Below are 21,285 nucleotides of genomic sequence, written 5' to 3'. Positions count from 1 at the left end.
GTCGTACGGCAGGCGAGGGGCGTACGGCGGCGTGCGGCGGCAGCGGGCAGGTGGCACGCCGTGGTGTGGTGCCACGCCGGGGACTCACCGGCCGTCACCCAGGGGGGAACCCGCAGTACCCGGCTCCCCCTCGTCCACCTTCAGGAGGTGCGGACAGCCCCACCCCTACAACCTGAGGGGGACGACGCTTCGGGACCTGCGGGCGATCCGCCGCCCGGGCGCCGCTCCTAGCGTGGAAGCCATGACCACACCCGTCTGCGCCGGCGCGTCGACCGCCGCCCTGCCGGCGACGCCCGATCCGGCGTATCCGTCGTTCGCCTCGTACATGCGGGCCCGCCAGCCGACGCTGCTGCGCGCCGCACGGTCGCTGACCGCGAACCCGGCCGACGCGGAGGACCTGCTGCAGACCGCGCTCACCAAGACGTACGTCGCGTGGGAGCGGATCGAGGACCACCGCGCCCTCGACGGCTATGTCCGCCGCGCGCTGCTGAACACGCGCACCTCCCAGTGGCGCAAGCGCAGGGTCGACGAGTTCGCCTGCGACGAGCTGCCCGAACCGGAGTCCGTGGCCGGCACGGCCGACCCCGCCGAGCAGCAGGCGCTGCGCGACGCCATGTGGCGGGCGATCGCCAAGCTGCCCAACCGGCAGCGGGCGATGGTCGTCCTCAGGTATTACGAGGATCTCTCCGAGGTGCAGACGGCCGAGGTGCTCGGGGTGTCCGTGGGCACGGTGAAGTCGGCGGTGTCGCGGGCGCTCGGCAAGCTGCGCGAGGACCCGGAACTGGCGCTCGCCCGCTGAGCCCCGGCCCCGGCTACGGTCCCAGCCCGGACATCGATGTCCGACGCCGATGTGGGCAATATTGCGCCGCATGTTCCCCCGGGCCTAGTGACATACCGCGTGGTATGTGCGCAGAATCAGCGCAGCCCCCTACCACCGCGTAGGCAACGCCGCCTCGGGAGGACGCCGCCGTGCTGAGCACCATGCAGGACGTACCGCTGACCGTGACCCGCATCCTCCTGCACGGGGTACGGGTGCACGGACGGTCCCAGATCATCACCTGGACCGGCGAGGGGGAGCCGCAGCGGCGCAGCTTCGCCGAGGCGGGCGCCCGCGCGGTGCGGCTCGCGAACGCCCTGCGCGACGAACTCGGCGTCCGGGGCGATGATCGAATTGCCACTCTTATGTGGAATAACGCTGATCACGTCGAGGCGTACTTCGCCGTCCCCGCCATGGGCGCGGTGCTGCACACGCTCAACCTGCGGCTGCCCGCCGAGCAGCTGGCCTGGATCGTCAACCACGCCGCCGACCGCGTGATCATCGTCAACGGCTCCCTGATCCCCCTGCTCGCCCCGCTGCTGCCGCAGCTGACGACGGTCGAGCACATCGTCGTCTCCGGCCCCGGCGACCGCACCCCGCTCGACGGCGTCCACGCGCGCGTGCACGAGTACGAGGACCTGATCGCCGACCGGCCGACCACCTACGACTGGCCCGAGCTGGACGAACGCCAGGCCGCCGCCATGTGCTACACCTCCGGCACCACCGGCGACCCCAAGGGCGTCGTCTACAGCCACCGTTCGATCTACCTGCACTCCATGCAGGTCAACATGACGCAGTCCATGGGCCTGACCGACCAGGACACCTCGCTGGTCGTGGTCCCGCAGTTCCACGTCAACGCGTGGGGGCTGCCGCACGCCACCTTCATGACCGGCGTCAACATGCTGATGCCGGACCGGTTCCTGCAGCCCGCCCCGCTCGCCGAGATGATCGAGCGCGAGCGGCCGACCCACGCCGCCGCCGTCCCCACCATCTGGCAGGGCCTGCTCGCCGAGCTGACCGCCCGTCCGCGCGACGTGTCCTCCCTCGCCCAGGTCACCATCGGCGGCTCCGCCTGTCCGCCCTCGCTCATGCAGGCGTTCGACAAGCTCGGCATGCGGGTCTGCCACGCCTGGGGCATGACGGAGACCTCCCCGCTCGGCACGGTGGCCCGGCCGCCGGCCCACGCGGTCGGCACCGACGAGGAGTTCGGCTACCGCCTCACCCAGGGCCGCTTCCCGGCCGGCGTCGAGGCCCGCCTGACCGGCCCCGGCGGCGAACGCCTCCCCTGGGACGGCGAGTCCGCCGGCGAGCTGGAGGTGCGCGGCCCGTGGATCGCCGGCGCCTACTACAACGGCCCCGACGCCGAACCGCTGCGCCCCGCCGACAAGTTCAGCGAGGACGGCTGGCTGAAGACGGGCGACGTCGGCACCATCAGCCCGGAGGGCTTCCTCACCCTCACCGACCGCGCCAAGGACGTCATCAAGTCCGGCGGCGAGTGGATCTCCTCGGTCGACCTGGAGAACGCCCTGATGTCCCACCCGGACGTCGCCGAGGCCGCCGTCGTCGCCGTCCCGGACGACAGGTGGGGCGAGCGCCCGCTGGCCACCGTCGTCCTCAGGGAGGGCGCCAGCGTCGGCTTCGAGACGCTGCGCGACTTCCTCGCCGTGGAGGGCAAGATCGCCAAGTGGCAGCTCCCGGAGCGCTGGACGATCATCGAGTCGGTGCCGAAGACCAGCGTCGGCAAGTTCGACAAGAAGGTGCTGCGCAGGCAGTACGCGGCGGGCGAGCTGGACGTCACCCGGTTCTGAGGCGGCGGACTCGCGGACGCCGGGTTCGCGGGCGGCGGGTTCGCGGGTGGTGGCGGCCGTACGCCGCCGCTCCCGCCCCCGTAGCCGCCGTCCCCCGCGCCGCTCCCGCCCCCGTAGCCGCCGCCCCGTCAGGCGCCTCACCGCCGTACCGCCGTCGTAGTCCACCCCAGTACCAGCCACACCGCCGCCACCGCGCACACCCCGGACCAGCCCCAGTGGGCGAAGGCGGGGGCGGCGGCCGAGGAGGCGAGGGCGGCGCCCGCGAAGCCGGAGACGACGTAGGCGGTGTTGGCGGTCGCCGGGGAGGAGGTGGTCGTCAGGGCCAGGGTCTGGTTGGCGACGTGGGAGGCCACCAGGGCCGCGTGGATCGCCACGGCGGCCACGAACAGCGCCGCCATCGTCCGCCCGCCCAGCCAGAACAGCGGCACGGACGCGGCGGCCAGGACGTACGCCGACCGTACGACCCTGGTCGCGCCGAACCGGTCGACCAGACCCCCGGCCAGCGGGGCCACCGCGCTCGCGGCGAGGCCGAACAGGCCGAAGAGGCCGGCGGTCGCCGTGGACAGGCCGTACGGCCGGCCCGTCAGCAGCAGCGCGAGCGAGGTCCACAGCGCGCTCCAGGCGCCGAACATGCCGGCCTGCCGCAGACACGCGCGCCACAGGTCGGGCGAGCGGCGGACGAGCCCGGGCAGCGCGGCGACGCCGGACAGCAGCGGACCGGCGCCCCGGCGGCGCTCCGACGGCAGGGCGGACGCGGTCGCGAGACCGAGCGCGAGGGTCAGCACGGCCGCGCCCACGAACACCCAGCGCCAGCCGAACGCCTGCCCGGCCAGCCCGCCGAGCACCCGGGCGGCGACGATGCCCGTGAACAGACCGGCTATCACCGCGGCCACGTGCCGCGCGCGGCGGTCGGCGGGGGCGCGTTCGGCGACCATCGGGACGAGCAGCTGCGGCACCACGGTCGCGGCGGAGGCGGCGAACACCGCCGCCGCGAGGGCCGCGGTGCCGGGCGCCAGCGCGGCCGCGACGAGCGCCGCCGTCGTCGCCAGGGACAGCCCGGCCACCAGCGGACGCCGGTTCACCCGGTCGCCGAGCGGCGCGAAGAACAGCAGCCCGGCCGCGTATCCGAACTGGGCCACCGAGGCGATCCAGGCCACGGCGGAGGGCACCGAGCCGAAGTCCCGGGCGATGAGGGGGAGCATCGGGGCCGCGAGATAGATGTTCCCGGCGGTGACGGCCGTGCACAGGGCGATGAGGGCCAGGAAGGCGTTGGGACCGAGGCCCCGGCGGGGGCCGGTCCCGGCGGTGGTGGCGGGCGTGGGCGTGAGCGCGGACGCCGTGGTGGTGGGGACGGGGGCGGGAGCGGGGGCGGGTGACGACGACGGCATGGGCTGTGGGCCTCCGATGCGTGCGTACAGATTGGCAACCAACTGGTTGGTTGGAACGGGGAACAGTCTGCGGCGGCGAGGGATTCCCCGTCAACCAAATAGTTGGTTGCCAGCGTCGTACCCTGTCCCCATGGCAGCAAGGGACCCAGAGGCCACCAAGGCCCGGATCTACGAGGCGGCGGTCGCCGAGTTCGCCCGGCACGGCGTCGCGGGCGCCCGTATCGACCGCATCGCCGCGCAGGCCAAGGCCAACAAGCAGCTGATCTACGCCTACTTCGGCAACAAGGACCAGCTGTTCTCCCAGGTGCTGAGCCGCTCGATGGTGGACCTCGCGGCGGCCGTGCCGGTCGACGCGGACGACATCGAGGGCTGGATCGACCGACTGCTGGACTACCACGCGGCCCACCCGGAGTTCCTGCGCCTGCTGTTCTGGGAGGGCATCGAGTACGGCGCCGCCGAACTGCCGGACGAGGCCGAGCGCCAGGACCACTACGCGCGCAAGGTCGCCGCCGTCCAGGACGGCCAGGACCGGGGCGTGCTCAGCGACGCGATCCCCGCGCGGGACCTGATGTTCCTGCTGATGGCGCTGGCCGACTGGGCCGCCGTCGTGCCCCAGATCCAGCGCATCCTGGTCGGCGCGGCGGACACCGACCAGGACCGGCTGCGGGCGTCCGTCAAGGAGGCGGCCCGCAGACTCGTGGCGAAGTAGGAGCAGCAGTAGCAGCAGTAGCAGCGGGCGACTCACCCGGTCCGGAGGATGCTCCGACCCGGGCCGTCAGTTGGTGCCGATCCGGGCCAGCAGGTCGACGATCCGCGTCTGCACCTCGGCGCTGGTGGACCGCTCCGCGAGGAACAGCACCGTCTCGCCCGAGGCCAGCCGGGGCAGCTCGGCCGGGTCCACGGCGGCCGTGTAGACCACGAGCGGGGTGCGGTTGAGCCGGCCGTTCGCGCGCAGCCAGTCCAGGATCCCGGCCTGCCGGCGGTGCACCTGCATCAGGTCCATCACCACCAGGTTGGGCCGGAACTGCCCCGCCAGCGTCACCGCGTCGTTGTCGCTCGCGGCCCGCGCCACCTGCATGCCGCGCCGCTCCAGCGTCGCCGTCAGGGCCAGCGCGATCTCCGCGTGCTCCTCCACCAGCAGGACCCGCGGCGGGTGCTGCTCGCTGTCGCGCGGCGCGAGCGCCTTCAGCAGCACGGCCGGATCGGCGCCGTACGCCGCCTCGCGCGTCGCCTGCCCGAGACCGGCCGTGACCAGCACGGGGACCTCCGCGGCGACCGCGGCCTGGCGCAGCGACTGCAACGCGGTCCGGGTGATCGGCCCGGTCAGCGGATCGACGAACAGCGCGGCGGGGAAGGCCGCGATCTGCGCGTCCACCTCCTCGCGCGAGTGCACGATGACGGGCCGGTAGCCGCGGTCGCTGAGCGCCTGCTGCGTGGTGACGTCGGGAGCCGGCCACACCAGCAGCCGGCGCGGGTTGTCCAGCGGCTCGGGCGGCAGCTCGTCGTCCATCGGCTGCGGGCGCGGCGTGTCCGCGATCTCCACGGCGCCGCCGGGACCGTCCAGCGGTTCGGGCCCCTCGGCGGCGTTCTCGTCCGGGGCGCCTATGGCGTACGACCGTCCGGCGCCCTCGGTGCCCGGCGCGAGGCGGGGCTGTCCGGGCAGGGACGGCGACGAGGGGTGCGGCGGCTGCGCCTGCGCGGGCGGCGCGGCCGGGGACGCGGGCTGGGCGGGGGCCGGTTCGGCCGCCGGGGAGTGCGGGCGGGCGACCTGCTCCGGCCGCTGTTCGCCGCGGCCGGCCGCCGGGTCGGGCGGGGTCCCCAGCTTGCGGCGGCGGCCGGAACCGCCGGGCGCGTGCGGGGGCGGGGTCGCCTGCTGCACCTGCGCGGCCTGACGGCTGAAGGGCACGCCCTGACCGAGCGTCCGCACGCTGATCGCCCGGCCCTGGGTGGAGTGGGGGTCGACCGGGGCGGCGGCCTCGGCGGGCAGGGGCTGCGCCGCGCGGGGGGTGTTGCGGGCCGGCGCCGCCGGGGTGGCGGGCGTCTGGCCGGTCGCCGGGGCGGCGGTCTGCTCGGGCGGGAGCGGGGTGCCGGTGGCGGGCGTGGCGGCGGCCGGGACGCCGGGGGCCGGGGTGCCGTGCGGCGGGGTGCCGGGGGCGGCGGCCGGGGGCAGGGGAGCGGCGGGGCCGACGGGGGCGTTCGGCGGTACGGGGGCGGTGGGCGGCACCGGGGGTACGGGCATGCCGGTGCCCTGGGTGCCGTCGGTGCCTGCGGGCCACTGCTGGGCGACGGGAGCGGGGGCGGGAGCACCGGGAGCCGGGACCGGCTGCGCGGGAGGCGCGGCGGGAACGCCCTGGGGCGGAGTGCCGGGCGACTCGGCCGGCAGCGGCCCACCGGAGGCGCCCTGCCCCGGAACGGCGGGCGGCTGCGCGACGGGCGTCCCGGGAGCGGGCACGGCCGCGGCACCCTGACCGGGCGGCGGCGTCACGCCCGCGACCTGCGGTCCGGCACCCGGCTGACCGGGACCGACCGGAGGAACGGCTTGAGGAGCAGCTTGGGGAGCCGCCTGCGGCACGCCCTGCGGAGCCACGGTCACCGCCGCACCGGGCGCAACGGCAGGCCCACCCGGCACCGCGACACCGGGCACCGGCCCACCCGGCACCTGGCCACCGGCCACCGGCCCGCCCTGCAAGGGCACGCTGGGGCCGACGGGCACGCCGGTCATGCCGGGCACCCCCGGCGCGCCGGGCATCGCGACCCCTTGCCCGACGACCGTCTCCTGCGCGGGCGCGCCCGGCACGGGCGCCGCGTCCGCCCCCGCGGGAGTCGCCGCGGGGGCCGGCGCGGACTGCGGCGGGGCCACCGCGCGCCGCCGACGCCCGGTGGGCGCGGTGGTCGGGTGCGGCTGCGGCGGGGTGCGGTCGTCGTCGGCCTGGTCGAGCGGTACGGCGTCGTGCCGCCCCGCCACGGGGGCGGCGCCGGGACCCGCGCCCTGGGCGGGAACGCGTACCGAAGGCGCGGCCTCGGACTCCGGCCGGTCCGCGTCGGCGGGCGGCAGGGCGAAGACCGTGCGCGGGGCGGCCTCCTGCGCGGCGGCACGTTCGTTCGCCGCCGCGAGGGCACGCCGCCGTCGTCCGGTCGGCTGCGCACCGGAGCCGTTGGAACCGTCGGAGTCACCGGGGCCGGGAGCGCCCTCGGCGGCGGAGTCCCCAGGGACGCCGGCCGGGGAACCGGCCTGGTCGGCCGCCGGAAGCGCCGGGGGCAGCGCGTGGGGCTGGGGCGGCTGGGACGGCTGGGGCTCACCGATCTCGCGCCGGGCGCGCCGTCCGGTGGGCGCGGGCACGCCCTGCGGCGGCACCGTGCCGCCCAGCCCGGAGCCGGCCGCCGCGGCGCCGGCCGCGTGCTCGGCCGCCGTGACCACGGCCCCTTCGGAGACACCGGCGCCGTCGGCGACCCCTGTCGCTCCCGCGGGGGCGATCTCGGCGGGCCGGCCCCGCCGGCGCCCCGTACCGCCGGACGCCCCGGCGCCCTGAGCCGGGCCCTCGCCCGCGCTCTGCGCCGGAATCTGCGCGGAAGCGGGAGCGGGAGCGGAACCGGAAGCAGGACCGGAAGCGGAAGCGGGAGCGGGACCGGAAGCGGGCGCGTCCGCGGCGCGCCGCCGGCGTCGTCCGGTCGGCGCGGGCCGGGCGTCGCCGTCCGCCGGGGTCTCGCCCTCGACGTCGTCGGCGTCCAGGAACGCGTCGGTGGAGCTGCGCCGGGCCCGCCGCCGCCCGCCGGCCGTGGCCTGCGCGGGCAGCGCGACCTCGGCGCCGACGCCCTCGGCGGGCCGCGCGGCCAGGGCCGCGGGGTCCGCGCCGGCGCTCGCCGCCTCCTGGGCGTACTCCGGGACGTAACCGGCGGCCACGGCCCCCGCCCCGTCGCCGATGGGCACCTCCAGGACGTACGCGCTGCCGCTCATCCCCGGCACCTCGACCGTCTGGAGCACGCCGCCGTGCGCGCGGACGATGCCGCGCACGATCGGCTCGTGCACCGGGTCGCCGCCCGCGTACGGGCCGCGCACCTCGATCCGGACGACGTTGCCGCGCTGGGCCGCCGCGACCACGACGGTGTTGTCCATGTAACCGCCCGCGGAGACGGGCGAGTTGCCGGTGGCGTCCACGCCCGCGACGTCCGCGACGAGATGGGCGAGGGCGGTGGCCAGGCGCTGCGGATCGACCTCCGCCTCGATGGGCGGGGCGTGCACGGCGAACTGCACCCGGCCGGGCCCGACGAGTTCGACTGCGCCGTCCACCCCGGCGGCGACGACCGCGTCGAGCATCACCTTCGTCCGGGTGATCTCCTCGCTGCCGACGTCGAGGCGCTGGTAGCCGAGGACGTTGTCGATGAGGGTGGTGATCCGCGAGTAGCCGGCGGACAGGTGGTGCAGCACCTGGTTGGCCTCGGGCCACAGCTGGCCGGCGTCGTCGGCGGCGAGGGCGGCCAGTTCGCGGCGCAGCTCGTCCAGCGGGCCGCGCAGGGAGCCGCCGAGCAGGGTCAGCAGCTGCTCGTGGCGGGCGGCGAGGGCCTCGTAGCGGTCCTTCTCGCGCTCGCCGAGCGCGGCGTACCGCTCCTCGTTCGCGGCGAGTTCCTCCGCGTGCCGCTCGGTGAGCTCCTCGATCTCGGCGACGTGCCGCTGGCGCAGGGCGGTGAGTTCGGAGCCGTGCTCCTCGGCGAGGCGCTCCAACTGCTCCTCGTGCCGCTTCTCGGCGGCGGCCTTCTCGTCGGCGAGGGCGTCGTAGGGGCGGCGGTCGGTGAAGGTCATCACGGCGCCGACGAGCTGGTCGCCGTCGCGGACCGGCGCGGTGGTCAGGTCGACGGGCACCTTGTCCCCGGCCTTGGACCACAGCACCTGGCCGCGCACCCGGTGCTTGCGCCCGGAGCGCAGCGTGTCGGCGAGCGGCGACTCCTCGTACGGGAACGGGGAGCCGTCGGCGCGGGAGTGCAGGACGAGCGTGTGCAGCTCGCGGCCGCCGAGTTCGCCGGCGCGGTAGCCGAGGATCTGGGCGGCGGCGGGGTTGACGAGGACGATCCGCCCGTCGGTGTCGGTGCCCACGACGCCCTCGGAGGCGGCCCGAAGGATCATCTCCGTCTGCCGCTGCGAACGGGCCAGTTCGGCCTCGGTGTCGACGGTGCCGGACAGATCGCGCACGACCAGCATCAGCAGCTCGTCGCCGGTGTAGCCGGAGGTGTCGTACGCCTGCTGGCCGTTCTGCAGATTCGCGCTCGTGACCTCGACCGGGAACTCGGTGCCGTCGGTGCGCCGGGCGATCATCCGGGTCGGCTTGGTGCGGGCGCGCGGGTCGATGTGGTCGGGGCGGCGCATGGAGCCGGGGATGAGCTTGGAGTCGAACTGCGGCAGCAGATCGAGCAGCCCGCGCCCCACCAGGGCGGTGCCCGGGGTCTCGAAGGCCTCCAGGGCGATGGTGTTGGCGTTGACGACCGTGCCGTTGGCGTTGACCAGCACCAAGGCGTCGGGCAGCGCGTCGAGTATGGCAGCGAGGCGAGCAGCGCCTCGGGATGGCCTGCTGCTCACGAGACGCTTCCTCCCTGTTACCGCACCTTGCCGACCGCGGGGGCCATCTTGCCAACCGGCCCGCAGCGTGTCACGCGAAGGAGTCTAAGCGCTGGGGTTGCGCTCGCGACGGCGGATGAGAGGGAGGTCGCACGACGAGGTGACGCCGGCCCCGCGCCGCCCCGCCCTCGCACGGGGCGCGCTCCGCGGACCACCGGAACCGGAGGACGGGGGCCACCGGGACGGGAGGACGGGGGCGCCGGAGCCGGAGGACGGGGGTCACCGGAGCCCCCCCCGCGGCGGATCCCCGGAGCCCCTGCACGGCGGATCACCCGAGGTCGGCGCCCGGCGGATCACCCGAGGTCGGGCAGGAGGGGCACAAGCCGCTTCCAGCGCGCGATCTCGCAGCCGTTGCCGCGGGTGTAGAGGGCGTCGACGGGACGCCCGGCCCAGATACCGGTGACCCGGGCGGTGGCCGGGCCGCCGTACTGGAGGGTGCAGACGGTGCCGTCGGGCACGGGCGCGAAGGTGTCACGCCCCCAGCGCGTGTCGCGGTCGAGCGCCGCGCACGCGCCCCGCGCATCGGGATGGCTGCCGTGCGCGGGGTGGCAGGACAGCTCGTACGTCCCGTCCCGGCCGTCGCCCGCGTCCCGCACCGTGACGGTGAGGTGATCACCGGCCCGGTCCTCGTCCCGGACGGGCGGCGGCGCCCCGACCCCGGCGGCGGCCGTCCCGGCGAACAGCGCGGTGAGCGCGGCGCACGCCCCGGCGGAGACGACGGCCCGGACCAGGAGCCGCACCGGGGAGACGGAGGGGACGGAGGCAGCGGACGCAGAGGCGGACGAGGCGACGGACGGCGAGACGGACGACGAGACGGACGACGAGACGGAAGCGGACGACGACGAAGAAGAGCTGACCTGCACCATGTCCGGACCAACGCGGCAGAGCACCGGAGGTTGCGCCGGGGCCGACACAGCGGGACAAGGGCTTTGCCCTGGGCCCCGACCGCCTAGTACCGTGGGTGGCGATTGGTGGCACCCCGCAAGTCTGTGTCATCATCTGCACGCACCGATCGCGCGCTCGCGTGAGCGGTTGTGCTGGAGGCGTCGCCTAGTCCGGTCTATGGCGCCGCACTGCTAATGCGGTTTGGGCCTTAAAGCCCATCGAGGGTTCAAATCCCTCCGCCTCCGCGCAAGATCCCCGAAGCCCCGGTCCCAGGACCGGGGCTTCGGCGTTTCCCGGCCGGCCGCGCCCCCGGCACCGCCCTCTCCCGCCCGCGTCCGGGTGCTGCGTGGCCCCCGTCACTTTCCGCCACCCGACGCCCCCGGGCCCGCTCCCCGACCCCCGGCGCGCACCCCACCCCCGAACGACGTTTCCGCAGGTCAGGCCGGATGGGGGGAATGGATTTCACATGACGGCGGCAGTCATGTAATGTTCTTCCTGTCGCCGCGAGCGGGCCGAAAGGACCGGGAGCGAAGACGAAAAACAGAACAAGCACTCGTAGCTTAACGGATAGAGCATCTGACTACGGATCAGAAGGTTGCAGGTTCGAATCCTGCCGAGTGCACACAGGCCAGAGGCCCCGGAGAGATCCGGGGCCTCTGGTGTTTCTGCGTTTCTGCGTTTCTGTGGTTCCGCGTGCTGTGGCGATGTCCGGCCGCGACGTGAGGGCCCGTGTTGTCGGTGGGGGCTCGTAGGGTCGGGGTGATGGCGCAGGTGTGGGAGTGCTCGGGGTTGCGGTGGTCCGTGGACGGGCCCGTGCTGGTGTGGCGGGACGGGCGGACCAGTGCGCTGCCGTGGGGCAAGCGGGTGGCCTTCCGGGTCGCCGAAGGGGGTGCGCGGGCGTGCGTGGGGGCGCGGGGGCACGCGTGTCCCGTACGGGCCCCGGTGCCGGGCCGGAGTACGGGGGCGCGGTGCGAGGAGTGCGCGCGGCTGGACCGCGCGCACTCGGTGGCCGCCGACACGATGGCGGACGACCCGCGGCCGTACCGCGTGTATCTCGCCTGGTTCGGGCCCGGGATGGCCAAGGTGGGGATCACCGCGGTCGAACGGGGCCCGGCGCGGCTGCTCGAACAGGGCGCCGTCTGCTTCAGCTGGCTCGGCGCCGGGCCGTTGATGGCGGCCCGGCGGACGGAGGAGCTGCTGCGCGCCGCGCTCGGCGTGCCCGACCGGATCCCCTACGCCCTGAAGCGCGCCGTCCGGTCCGCGCTGCCGGCGGGTGCGGCGGAGCGGGCCGCCGAGATCCGGGAACTGCACGGGCGGGCGACCGCGCTGACCGGCTGGCCGGAGTCGCTGGAGCGGGCGCCGTTCCGGCCCGTCGACCACCTGGACGTGTTCGGCCTCGCGGGGCTGCCCGCTCCCGTCGGCGCGGTGAGCGAGCTGGTCGCGGGCGGGGGCGTCAGCGGGGAGCTGGTCGCCGCCGCCGGGCCCGATCTGCATCTCGCGGTGGGGGACCGGGGCGGGATCGTCGTGCTCGACACCCGGCTCATGACCGGGTGGGGGCTCGGTCCGTGGGCGGCGGAGGGCGGCGGACTCACGTTGCCGGTGCGGGAGTTCGAGGCGGCGCGGGACGTGCAGGACGGGTTGTTCTGAGGCCGTCCCCCCGGGCCCCCGCCCCCCGTCCCCCCGGCCGCCCGGCAGATGCCGCCCCGTCACCGGCCGCCCCGTTCCCAGGTGTTCCCTGAGAGGCGCCTGTGCGTTTCTCAGGGAAATCACAGATTAGTGCAAGCGTGTTCTCAGAGGGCGCCGACAAGGTGTCCACCATGACCACGACCTCGCCCCAGGGGCGCACCGAACTGCTGAGGCCGGACGGGAGCCCCGTCCGGGTGCTTGTGGTGGACGACGAGCTGTCGATCACCGAACTGCTGTCCATGGCCCTGCGCTACGAGGGCTGGCAGATCCGCAGCGCGGGGGACGGCCAGGGCGCCGTGCAGACCGCGCGCGAGTTCCGGCCCGACGCCGTCGTCCTCGACATGATGCTGCCCGACATGGACGGCCTCACCGTCCTCGGCCGGCTGCGCCGCGAGCTGCCCGACGTGCCCGTGCTGTTCCTGACCGCCAAGGACGCCGTGGAGGACCGGATCGCCGGGCTCACGGCGGGCGGGGACGACTACGTCACCAAGCCGTTCAGCCTGGAGGAGGTCGTCGCCCGGCTGCGCGGACTGATCCGGCGCGCCGGCGCCGCCGACCGGCGCTCCGAGTCCGTGCTGGTCGTCGGCGACCTCACCCTGGACGAGGACAGCCACGAGGTCTCGCGCGGCGGGCAGGACATCCACCTCACCGCCACCGAGTTCGAACTGCTCCGCTTCCTCATGCGCAACCCGCGGCGCGTGCTCAGCAAGGCGCAGATCCTGGACCGCGTCTGGTCGTACGACTTCGGCGGGCAGGCCAACGTCGTCGAGCTGTACATCTCCTACCTGCGGCGCAAGATCGACGCCGGGCGGGAGCCGATGATCCACACCCGGCGCGGCGCCGGCTACCTGATCAAGCCCGCGGTCTCATGAGCGGGCGGCGACGGTCGCGCACGCAGCGGCGAGCCCCCAAGCCGCGCACGCTGCGGACGCGGCTCGTCGTCGCGTCCGTGGTGCTGATCGCCGTGGTCTGCTCGGTGATCGGCGCCGTGACGACGCTCGCCCTGCGCTCCCACCTCTACGAGCAGCTGGACGGCCGGCTCACGGAGGTCGCCATGCGGGCGGCGGGCGGCCCACGGCCGCCGGACGGCCGCACGGGCGGCGGCCTGACGCCCCAGCGGCAGGGCAGCAGCGTCGACCTGGTCGAGTTCGTCACCCGGGGCCCGCAGCCGGAGGAGACGATCGTCGCGAAGGTCGACAACGGCACCGTCACCGACGCCGAGGTCGGCACCAAGGTCAACGGCGACAACAACGTCCCCGTGATGGACGCCAAGCCGCTCACCGGCACCCAGCTCGGCGTGCTCGACACGGTCCCGCGCGACTACCGCAAGCACACGGTGGACGTCCCCGGCCTCGGCGGCTACCGCGTCCAGTACGTGTCCGGCCCCAACGGCACCTACTACGTGGCCGTCCCCACCGCCGACGTCGAGAACACCGTCACCACCCTGATCCTGGTCGAGATCAGCGTCACCACCGCCGGACTCGTCGCCGCCCTGCTGGCCGGCGCCGCCATCGTCGGCGTCGCCCTGCGCCCGCTGCGCCGCGTCGCCGCCACCGCCACCCGCGTCTCCGAACTGCCCCTGCACACCGGCGAGGTGAACCTCAGCGAGCGCGTCCCGGAGCCGGAGACCGACCCGCACACCGAGGTCGGCCAGGTCGGCGCCGCGCTCAACCGCATGCTCGACCACATCCACGGCGCGCTGCACGCCCGGCAGCAGAGCGAGACCCGGGTACGGCAGTTCGTCGCGGACGCCAGCCACGAGCTGCGCACCCCGCTCGCCTCCATCCGCGGCTACGCCGAGCTGACCCGGCGCGGCCGCGAGGAGGTCGGCCCGGACACCCGGCACGCGCTCGGCCGCATCGAGTCCGAGGCGGGGCGGATGACGCTGCTCGTCGAGGACCTGCTGCTGCTCGCCCGGCTGGACGCGGGCCGGCCGCTGCGGTTCGAGCACACCGACCTCGTCCCGCTCGTCGTCGACACCGTCAGCGACGCGCGGGCCGCCGGGCGGGACCACAACTGGCGGCTGGACCTGCCCGACGAACCCGCCCTCGTCTCGGCCGACGCGGCCCGGCTCCAGCAGGTGCTCGTCAACCTGCTCGCCAACGCCCGCACCCACACCCCGCCCGGCACGACCGTCACCGCGCGCGTGCGGCACGCCGGGCCGTGGCTGTGCGTGGACGTCCAGGACGACGGGCCGGGCATCCCGGCCGAGCTGCTGCCGCGCGTGTTCGAACGGTTCGCCCGGGGCGACTCGGCGCGCTCGCGCGCCACCGGCTCCACCGGGCTGGGCCTGGCCATCGTGCAGGCCGTGGCGACCGCGCACGGCGGCGCCGTCACCGTCGACAGCGAACCCGGCCGGACCGTGTTCACGGTCCACCTGCCCGCCCTCCATCCGGAGCCGGACGCCCGCACCAAGGTTCGCGCACAGGCTCTTCCACAACCCCACTCACAGGCACGCCACAGCGTCACCACACCGGTGCGACAGGGCAGTTGAGGAGAGTCAGGGACATGCGAACCGACTCTTCTCCCGGCACCCTGCCGGCGCGGGAGCACCTCCCGGCCGGCGACGCCGGTACGCCTGTCCTGGACGTAGTGATCCCCGTCTACAACGAGGAGAAGGACCTCGGGCCGTGCGTGCTGCGGCTGCACGAGCACCTCGCGCGCACCTTCCCGTACGCGTTCCGCATCACCGTCGCGGACAACGCCTCCACGGACGGCACCCCGCAGGTGGCCGCCCGGCTGGCGGCCGAGCTGCCCGAGGTGGACAGCTTCCGGCTGGAGCAGAAGGGCCGGGGCCGCGCCCTGCGGACCGTCTGGTCCGCCTCCGAGGCGCCGGTCCTCGCCTATATGGACGTGGACCTGTCCACCGACCTCAACGCGCTGCTGCCGCTGGTGGCGCCGCTGATCTCCGGCCACTCCGACCTGGCCATCGGCTCGCGGCTCGCGCGCAGTTCGCGGGTGGTGCGCGGGGCCAAGCGCGAGTTCATCTCCCGCACCTACAACCTCATCCTGCGCGGCTCGCTCCAGGCCCGCTTCTCCGACGCGCAGTGCGGCTTCAAGGCGATCCGGCGCGATGTCGCCCAGGCGCTGCTGCCGCTGGTGGAGGACACCGGCTGGTTCTTCGACACCGAGATGCTGGTGCTGGCCGAGCGGGCCGGGCTCCGCATCCACGAGGTGCCGGTGGACTGGGTCGACGACCCGGACTCCACGGTGCACATCGTCAGGACGGCGACCGACGACCTGAAGGGCGTGTGGCGGGTCGGCAAGGCGCTGGCCACCGGCTCGCTGCCGCTGGACCGGCTGGCCCGGCCGTTCGGCGACGACCCGCGCGACCGCGAGATCCAGGACGTGCCGGGGGGACTGGCCCGCCAGCTCGTCGGGTTCTGCGTCGTCGGCGTCCTGTCCACCCTCTTCTATCTGCTGCTCTACAGCCTCTTCCGGCAGTTCGCCGGCTCCCAGACCGCCAACGCGGCGGCCCTGCTGGTCTCGGCGGTCGCCAACACCGCCGCCAACCGGCGGCTGACCTTCGGGGTGCGCGGCCGGGGCGGCGCCGTGCGCCACCAGGCGCAGGGACTCGTCGTCTTCGGCATCGGCCTCGTCCTGACCAGCGGCTCGCTGGCCGCCCTGAACGCGGCCACCAGCAGCCCGGCGCACTCCACCGAACTCGCGGTGCTGGTGGCGGCCAACCTCGCGGCGACCGTGCTGCGCTTCCTGCTCTTCCGGGCCTGGGTCTTCCCCGACCGCCAGCCGCCCCCGCCCGCCCCGGCCTCCGGTACCACCGGTACCTCCGGCGCCGACGGCGACGTACGCGGGTCGTCCGCACGGGTGTACGTCACGAGCGGCGACGGCGGCCGCCCGTCCCCGGTCCCCGGCCCGCTCCCGCAGCGCCCCACACCCCCGCGCACCTCGTACGACACCCCGGCCCGCACCGCGTACGACGCCCCGGCCCGCACCTCGTACGACGCCCCGCACGGCGGCTCCTACGACACCTCCGTCCACGGCACCTCCGGCCGCGACACCGCCGCCTACGACACCACCCCGTTCCGCGTCGGTGACGGCGCCGGACGCACCCGGGGGGACGCGACCACGCGACTGCGGCCGGTGCGTCCGAACGACACCGAAGCGAAGGACTCCCGATGACCACTGAGCACGACCGGACGGGCCGGAAGGAAGGCGCGGGGCCCTCGTCCTGGGGTCCGCCTCCGACCGCTCCCCCGACCCCGGCCCCGACCACGACGACGACCACGGCCACGACGGCGGCCACGGCGGCCACGGCGGCTACGGCGGCCACGGCCACCATCGCCCCCGCGGCCCCCGCCGTCCCGCCGCCCCCGGCGCACGCCCCCGGAGTCGCGCCCCCGCCCGCAACCGCCCCCGCCCCCGGAGCCGGCGAGCCGAAGCAGCCCTTCGCGCGCCGCCTCTGGCGCGGCCGGCCCGAGGACCCGCGCTGGGTGCGCCCCGCCTTCCTCGCCCTGCTGCTCGCCACCGGGCTCCTGTACCTCTACGACCTCAGCGCGTCCGGCTACGCCAACTCCTTCTACTCGGCGGCCGTACAGGCGGGCAGCACGTCCTGGAAGGCGTTCTTCTTCGGCTCGCTGGACGCAGGCAACGCCATCACCGTCGACAAGCCCCCGGCCGCGCTGTGGCCGATGGCCCTGTCGGTGCGGATCTTCGGGCTCAGCTCGTGGGCGATCCTCGTCCCCGAGGTGATCATGGCCGTCCTCACGGTCGCCGTGGTCTACGCGTCCGTACGCCGCCGGTTCAGCCCGGCCGCCGGACTGATCGCGGGCGCGGTGCTCGCGCTCACGCCGGTCGCGGCGCTGATGTTCCGGTTCAACAACCCGGACGCGCTGCTCGCGCTGCTGATGGCGCTGACCGTGTACCTCGTCGTCCGGGGCCTGGAGGACGGCCGCACCAAGTGGCTGGTGTGGGCGGGCGTCGCCGTCGGCTTCGCCTTCCTCACCAAGACGTTGCAGGCCTTCCTGATCCTGCCCCCGCTGGCCCTGCTCTACGGCGTCTGCGCGCCCGTGCGGCTGAAGAAGCGGCTGGGGCAGCTCGCGCTCGCGACGGCGGCGATCGTCGTCTCCGGCGGCTGGTGGGTGGCGATCGTCGAGCTGTGGCCCGCGTCCTCGCGGCCGTACATCGGCGGTTCGCAGAACAACAGCTTCCTGGAGCTGACCTTCGGCTACAACGGCCTCGGCCGGATCAACGGCGACGAGACCGGCAGCGTGGGCGGCGGTGGCGGCGGGGGCGGCGGCACGGGCCAGTGGGGCGAGACCGGCTGGGACCGGATGTTCAACTCCGAGATCGGCAGCCAGATCTCGTGGCTGCTGCCGGCCGCGCTGATCCTGCTCGTCGCCGGGCTGGTGCTCACCCGGAAGGCGGCGCGCACCGACCTGGCCCGCGCGTCCTTCCTCGCCTGGGGCGGCTCGCTGGTGATGACGGCGGCCGTCTTCAGCTACATGGCGGGCATCTTCCACCAGTACTACACGGTGGCCCTCGCGCCCTACCTCGCCGCCGTCGTCGGCATGGGCGCGACCGCCCTGTGGGCCCGGCGCTCCCGGCTGTGGGCGTCGCTCGCCCTGGCCGCCGCGGTCACGGCGACCGCGGCCTGGGGCTACGTCCTGCTGAACCGCACCTCCGACTACCTGCCCTGGCTGAAGTGGCTGGTGCTGGTGGGCGGGCTGACCGCGGCCCTGGGTCTGGTCTTCGCGGGGCGGCTCGGCCGCCGGCTCGCGCTCGCCACGGTGGCCGCGGCCCTGGTGACCTGCCTGGCCGGTCCGACCGCGTACACGCTGAGCACGGTGAACACCGCGCACACCGGGTCCATCCCGACGGCCGGACCGGCGGGCGCGAGCCGGATGGGCTTCGGCGGCGGCGGTCGCGGCATGGGCGGCGGCTTCCCCGGAGGCGGCGGCGCCAACGGCCAGAGCCGGCAGAACGGCCAGGGGCAGCAGAACGGCAACGGCCTCCCCGGCGGAGGCGGCACCGGCGGCTTCCCGGGTGGCGGCACCGGAGGCTTCCCCGGCGGCGGCACGCCGGGCCAGAACGGCCAGGGCCAGCAGAACGGCGGCACCGGCCAGGGGCAGCAGAACGGCGGCACCGGCCTCCCCGGCGGCGGCTGGACCGGCGGCGAGCGCGGCCGCACCGGCGGTATGGGCGGCGGCGGCATGGGCGGCCTGCTCGACGGCGCCCAGGTCGGCTCCGCGGCCAAGAAGCTGCTGGAGCAGGACGCGTCGAAGTACACATGGGTCGCCGCCTCCATCGGCTCCCAGAACGCGGCCAGCTACCAGCTCGCCACCGGCGACCCGGTGATGGCGATCGGCGGCTTCAACGGCACCGACCCGGCCCCGACCCTCGCGCAGTTCAAGAAGTACGTGGAGCAGGGCAAGATCCACTACTTCGTCTCGGGCGGCGGCATGGGAGGCGGCATGGGCGGCAGCGGCAACGGCACGTCCGCGCAGATCACCTCATGGGTGGAGAAGAACTTCAAGAAGGTGACGGCCGGTTCGGCCACCTTCTACGACCTCACCCAGCCGGTGACCGGCAGCTGACGGCCCCGCGCCGCACCGACCGCGGCGCCCACGGAGGCGGTGGCCGATCCGGCCGCCGCCTCCCCGCGTCCCGCCCGCCCGCGTTCCGCCCGCCTCCCCTCTCCCCGGGACGACCTTGTTGCCGTACCGGCCGGAGCGGGCACACTCCATGGCGGGGAGGCGGTCGCCCGGGTACGGGCCCCTTCGCAGGTCCGCCGGTTCGGGAAGTCGAGGAAGGTGCGCCATGGTGAGGACGGCCGGGGCCGAGGGCGCGGCGCGCCGCAGTGTCTGGCTGGCGGGCAAGGAGCGCCGGGGCGGACGCGGCGGCGGGCAGCCGTCCGGGCTCGACCGGGCGCGGATCACCGAGGCCACGGTGCGGCTGCTGGACGCCGAGGGGCTGAACCGGTTCTCGATGCGCCGGCTCGCCGCCGAGCTGAACGTCACGGCGATGTCCGTCTACTGGTACGTCGACACCAAGGACGACCTGCTCGAACTCGCCCTCGACGCCGTCTTCGGCGAGCTGCCGCCGCCCCGCCCGGACACCGGCGAGGACTGGCGCGAGGAGCTGCGCGGGCTGGCCGTCGGCTACCGGGCGCTGCTGGTGCGCCACCCCTGGCTGCCGCCGCTCGTCGGCCGCTACCCGAACATCGGCCCGAACGCCCTTGCCTACTCGCGCGAGGTGCGGCGCGTGGTCCGCCGTACCGGGCTGCCCGCGCACGGCATCACGGGTGCCATCTCGGCCGTCTTCCAGTTCGTCTACGGCTACGGCACGATCGAGGGCCACTTCTTCGGCCGGATCGCCGACTCGGGGCTGACGCCGGACGAGTACTACCGGCAGACCCTGGAGTCGGTGCGCCGGGACCCGCAGACCGCCGGGGTGATCGAGGAGTCCCGGGACCTCGTGGCGGCCCGGGGCGGCGACACGGTGGCGGAGATCCTCGACCGCGACTTCGCCTTCGCCCTGGACCTGCTGGTCGCGGGCATCGAGGCGATGGCGGCCCGCGGCTGACCGCTCGCTCAGGACGGCCGGCGACCGGTCGCCGCCCGGGGCTGGGCGGCCATCAGCCGGGGCCGAGCGGCGGCCCGGGGCCGAAGGGGCCTACGCCTCCTCGTCGTTCACCAGGCGCGCCGGGAAGCCGCCGGTGGCCACCGGGCCCCAGCGCTCCGGGGTGATCCGGATGATCGACTTGCCCTGCTTGATCATGGCCCCGCGGTACTCGTCCCAGTCGGGGTGCTCGCCGGCGATGTTGCGGTAGTACTCGACGAGCGGCTCCACCGAGTCCGGCGCGTCGATCACCTCGGCGGTGCCGTCGATCTGCACCCACGGCCCGTTCCACTCGTCGCTCAGCACGACCAGGCTGACCCGCGCGTCACGCTTGGCGTTACGGGTCTTGGCGCGCTCCGGGTAGGTGGAGACGACGATCCGCCCGGAGTCGTCCACGCCGCAGGTCAGCGGCGAGGCCTGCGGGCCGCCGTCGGCGCGGCGGGTCAGCAGCAGGGCGCGGTGGCGGGGCCGTACGAAGTCCAGCAGTTCGTCCCGCGAGACGCGGGTGTTGCTCGCGATGTTCGGTGCCATGCCCGCAGCGTAGACCGACCGCCTCACACAGCCGTGCCATGTCGGTTCGCCGGGGCGCAAGCCGACCGTCTACCAGGCGTAAATCGCGCGGACGGACGAGATAAGGTTCTGTTCGTCCTGTGCTCGCAGTCGGGAATGTGCTGCGGAGCTCTCCTGCGCATGGCCTCAGCGCCGTGCATGCCGAAGAGGTTCGTGGTGCCTGCGTCCGACTTTTCTGAATTGCCCCATTTTCTGGGGGACATCGAGCTGCCCGAAGCCCTGACGGCGGCCGCCCAGCAACTGCACGACACCACCACTCCGGACAGCACCCTGCAGGTCGCCGTGCGCCTCGCGGTGCAACTGCTGCCGGGGGCGGAGCACGCGGGCATCTCCGTGCTGGAACGCGACGGCCACCGCCGCAGCATCGCCCGGACCGACGAGGTCGTACGCACCGTGGAGGAAGCCGACGGCGCGCATGCGCAGGCGTCCTGCTGGGACCAGCTCTGGCACGCGCCCGTGGTCCGGCTGACGGACAGTGAGACGGAGGAGGGCGGCCGGTCGCTGGCCGACGCGGGGCTGCGCTCCGCGCTCGCGCTGCGGCTGCGCGCCGAGAAGCGGCGGCTGACCGTGCTCACCGCCTACGCCGGCAAGCCGCGCGCCTTCGACGCCGACGCCACCCGCATCGGCCGGCTGTTCACCGCGCACGTGAGCCTCGCCCTGGACTCGGCGACCGTGCGCGAGCAGCTCACCGAGGCGATGCGCACCCGGGACCTGATCGGCCAGGCCACCGGCATCCTCATGGAGCGCAAGGACATCGACGCGGCCGAGGCGTTCGACAGCCTGGTGCGCACCTCGCAGCGGGAGAACGTCAAACTGCGCGACATCGCCCGCCGGATCGTCGACGCGAAGCGGAACGCCACCTGACCGCGTGACACGCCTCGGGACACGACGAGGGCAGGCCCGCGAGACGCGGACCTGCCCTCGTTCCGTTCCGTTCCCGGTCGC

General features: G+C 74.9%; 14 protein-coding genes and 2 tRNA genes. 12 read left to right on the top strand and 4 right to left on the bottom strand.

The features are described from left to right. The first annotated feature begins 241 nt into the window (after window positions 1-241). Window positions 242-799 carry a SigE family RNA polymerase sigma factor gene (locus tag K7787_RS07840; RefSeq protein WP_223000954.1) on the top strand — a complete coding sequence of 186 codons (558 nt, stop codon included), beginning with the start codon at window positions 242-244 and terminating at the stop codon, window positions 797-799. A 170-nt stretch (window positions 800-969) separates the two neighbouring features. Continuing rightward, entirely contained in the window at window positions 970-2,625 is a 1,656-nt protein-coding gene (locus K7787_RS07835; protein WP_223000953.1) for a long-chain fatty acid--CoA ligase, read from the top strand. 137 nt (window positions 2,626-2,762) lie between these two features. On the opposite strand, the gene K7787_RS07830 is transcribed toward K7787_RS07835, so the two are convergent. Beyond that, window positions 2,763-4,013 (bottom strand): MFS transporter, encoded by a 1,251-nt coding sequence (locus K7787_RS07830; RefSeq protein ID WP_223000952.1) that lies wholly within the window; start codon window positions 4,011-4,013, stop codon window positions 2,763-2,765. Between the two features lie 130 nt (window positions 4,014-4,143). On the opposite strand from K7787_RS07830, the gene K7787_RS07825 reads away from it, so the two are divergent. Further along, window positions 4,144-4,722, top strand: coding sequence for a TetR/AcrR family transcriptional regulator (locus tag K7787_RS07825; protein WP_043261033.1), 579 nt, complete (start codon window positions 4,144-4,146; stop codon window positions 4,720-4,722). A 66-nt stretch (window positions 4,723-4,788) separates the two neighbouring features. On the opposite strand, the gene K7787_RS07820 is transcribed toward K7787_RS07825, so the two are convergent. Both K7787_RS07820 and K7787_RS07815 read right to left on the bottom strand, forming a co-directional pair. Beyond that, a complete protein-coding gene (locus tag K7787_RS07820; RefSeq protein WP_308036307.1) occupies window positions 4,789-9,582 on the bottom strand; it encodes a response regulator in 4,794 nt (1,597 codons plus the stop codon). Window positions 9,583-9,914: 332 nt separating this feature from the next. After that, a complete protein-coding gene (locus tag K7787_RS07815; protein ID WP_247720670.1) occupies window positions 9,915-10,487 on the bottom strand; it encodes an SSI family serine proteinase inhibitor in 573 nt (190 codons plus the stop codon). A 173-nt stretch (window positions 10,488-10,660) separates the two neighbouring features. On the opposite strand from K7787_RS07815, the gene K7787_RS07810 reads away from it, so the two are divergent. The 8 genes from K7787_RS07810 to K7787_RS07775 all read left to right on the top strand — a co-directional run bounded on the left by K7787_RS07810 (window position 10,661) and on the right by K7787_RS07775 (window position 19,734). Continuing rightward, window positions 10,661-10,751: transfer RNA gene (locus tag K7787_RS07810), tRNA-Ser, on the top strand. 304 nt (window positions 10,752-11,055) lie between these two features. Continuing rightward, a tRNA-Arg gene (locus K7787_RS07805) sits at window positions 11,056-11,128 on the top strand. Window positions 11,129-11,268: 140 nt separating this feature from the next. Then, window positions 11,269-12,153, top strand: coding sequence for a DUF2797 domain-containing protein (locus tag K7787_RS07800; RefSeq protein WP_223000951.1), 885 nt, complete (start codon window positions 11,269-11,271; stop codon window positions 12,151-12,153). Window positions 12,154-12,323: 170 nt separating this feature from the next. Continuing rightward, window positions 12,324-13,064 carry a response regulator transcription factor gene (locus tag K7787_RS07795; RefSeq protein WP_043261802.1) on the top strand — a complete coding sequence of 247 codons (741 nt, stop codon included), beginning with the start codon at window positions 12,324-12,326 and terminating at the stop codon, window positions 13,062-13,064. Continuing rightward, entirely contained in the window at window positions 13,061-14,686 is a 1,626-nt protein-coding gene (locus tag K7787_RS07790; protein ID WP_223000950.1) for a sensor histidine kinase, read from the top strand. The genes K7787_RS07795 and K7787_RS07790 overlap by 4 nt, the downstream gene beginning before the upstream one ends. Before the next feature lie 14 nt (window positions 14,687-14,700). After that, window positions 14,701-16,332, top strand: coding sequence for a glycosyltransferase (locus K7787_RS07785; RefSeq protein ID WP_223000949.1), 1,632 nt, complete (start codon window positions 14,701-14,703; stop codon window positions 16,330-16,332). Then, window positions 16,329-18,746, top strand: a complete 2,418-nt coding sequence (locus K7787_RS07780) for a glycosyltransferase family 39 protein (RefSeq protein ID WP_223000948.1) — start codon at window positions 16,329-16,331, stop codon at window positions 18,744-18,746. Before K7787_RS07785 ends, K7787_RS07780 begins: the two co-directional genes overlap by 4 nt. Before the next feature lie 223 nt (window positions 18,747-18,969). Beyond that, window positions 18,970-19,734, top strand: coding sequence for a TetR/AcrR family transcriptional regulator (locus tag K7787_RS07775; RefSeq protein ID WP_223000947.1), 765 nt, complete (start codon window positions 18,970-18,972; stop codon window positions 19,732-19,734). A 90-nt stretch (window positions 19,735-19,824) separates the two neighbouring features. Here K7787_RS07775 and K7787_RS07770 read toward each other — a convergent pair whose 3' ends face one another. After that, window positions 19,825-20,301 carry a PPOX class F420-dependent oxidoreductase gene (locus tag K7787_RS07770; protein WP_223000946.1) on the bottom strand — a complete coding sequence of 159 codons (477 nt, stop codon included), beginning with the start codon at window positions 20,299-20,301 and terminating at the stop codon, window positions 19,825-19,827. 177 nt (window positions 20,302-20,478) lie between these two features. Here K7787_RS07770 and K7787_RS07765 point away from each other — a divergent pair, with 177 nt between their 5' ends. Continuing rightward, the gene (locus K7787_RS07765; protein ID WP_169438324.1) at window positions 20,479-21,204 is read left to right on the top strand and encodes a GAF and ANTAR domain-containing protein; all 726 of its coding nucleotides are present in this window, start codon (window positions 20,479-20,481) and stop codon (window positions 21,202-21,204) included. Window positions 21,205-21,285 lie beyond the last annotated feature (81 nt).

Source organism: Streptomyces sennicomposti, from assembly GCF_019890635.1.
GTDB classification, from domain to species: domain Bacteria; phylum Actinomycetota; class Actinomycetes; order Streptomycetales; family Streptomycetaceae; genus Streptomyces; species Streptomyces sennicomposti.
The sequence above is the reverse complement of the archived record's forward strand: the minus strand, read 5'-3'. Positions and strand labels throughout refer to the sequence as shown.

Coding starts and splice junctions, on each gene's coding strand:
- K7787_RS07830 (WP_223000952.1), bottom strand. CDS start 4,013: ATGCCGTCGTCGTCACCCGCCCCCGCTCCCGCCCCCGTCCCCACCACC.
- K7787_RS07775 (WP_223000947.1), top strand. CDS start 18,970: ATGGTGAGGACGGCCGGGGCCGAGGGCGCGGCGCGCCGCAGTGTCTGG.
- K7787_RS07800 (WP_223000951.1), top strand. CDS start 11,269: ATGGCGCAGGTGTGGGAGTGCTCGGGGTTGCGGTGGTCCGTGGACGGG.
- K7787_RS07840 (WP_223000954.1), top strand. CDS start 242: ATGACCACACCCGTCTGCGCCGGCGCGTCGACCGCCGCCCTGCCGGCG.
- K7787_RS07765 (WP_169438324.1), top strand. CDS start 20,479: ATGCCGAAGAGGTTCGTGGTGCCTGCGTCCGACTTTTCTGAATTGCCC.
- K7787_RS07780 (WP_223000948.1), top strand. CDS start 16,329: ATGACCACTGAGCACGACCGGACGGGCCGGAAGGAAGGCGCGGGGCCC.
- K7787_RS07825 (WP_043261033.1), top strand. CDS start 4,144: ATGGCAGCAAGGGACCCAGAGGCCACCAAGGCCCGGATCTACGAGGCG.
- K7787_RS07790 (WP_223000950.1), top strand. CDS start 13,061: ATGAGCGGGCGGCGACGGTCGCGCACGCAGCGGCGAGCCCCCAAGCCG.
- K7787_RS07785 (WP_223000949.1), top strand. CDS start 14,701: ATGCGAACCGACTCTTCTCCCGGCACCCTGCCGGCGCGGGAGCACCTC.
- K7787_RS07815 (WP_247720670.1), bottom strand. CDS start 10,487: ATGGTGCAGGTCAGCTCTTCTTCGTCGTCGTCCGCTTCCGTCTCGTCG.
- K7787_RS07770 (WP_223000946.1), bottom strand. CDS start 20,301: ATGGCACCGAACATCGCGAGCAACACCCGCGTCTCGCGGGACGAACTG.
- K7787_RS07795 (WP_043261802.1), top strand. CDS start 12,324: ATGACCACGACCTCGCCCCAGGGGCGCACCGAACTGCTGAGGCCGGAC.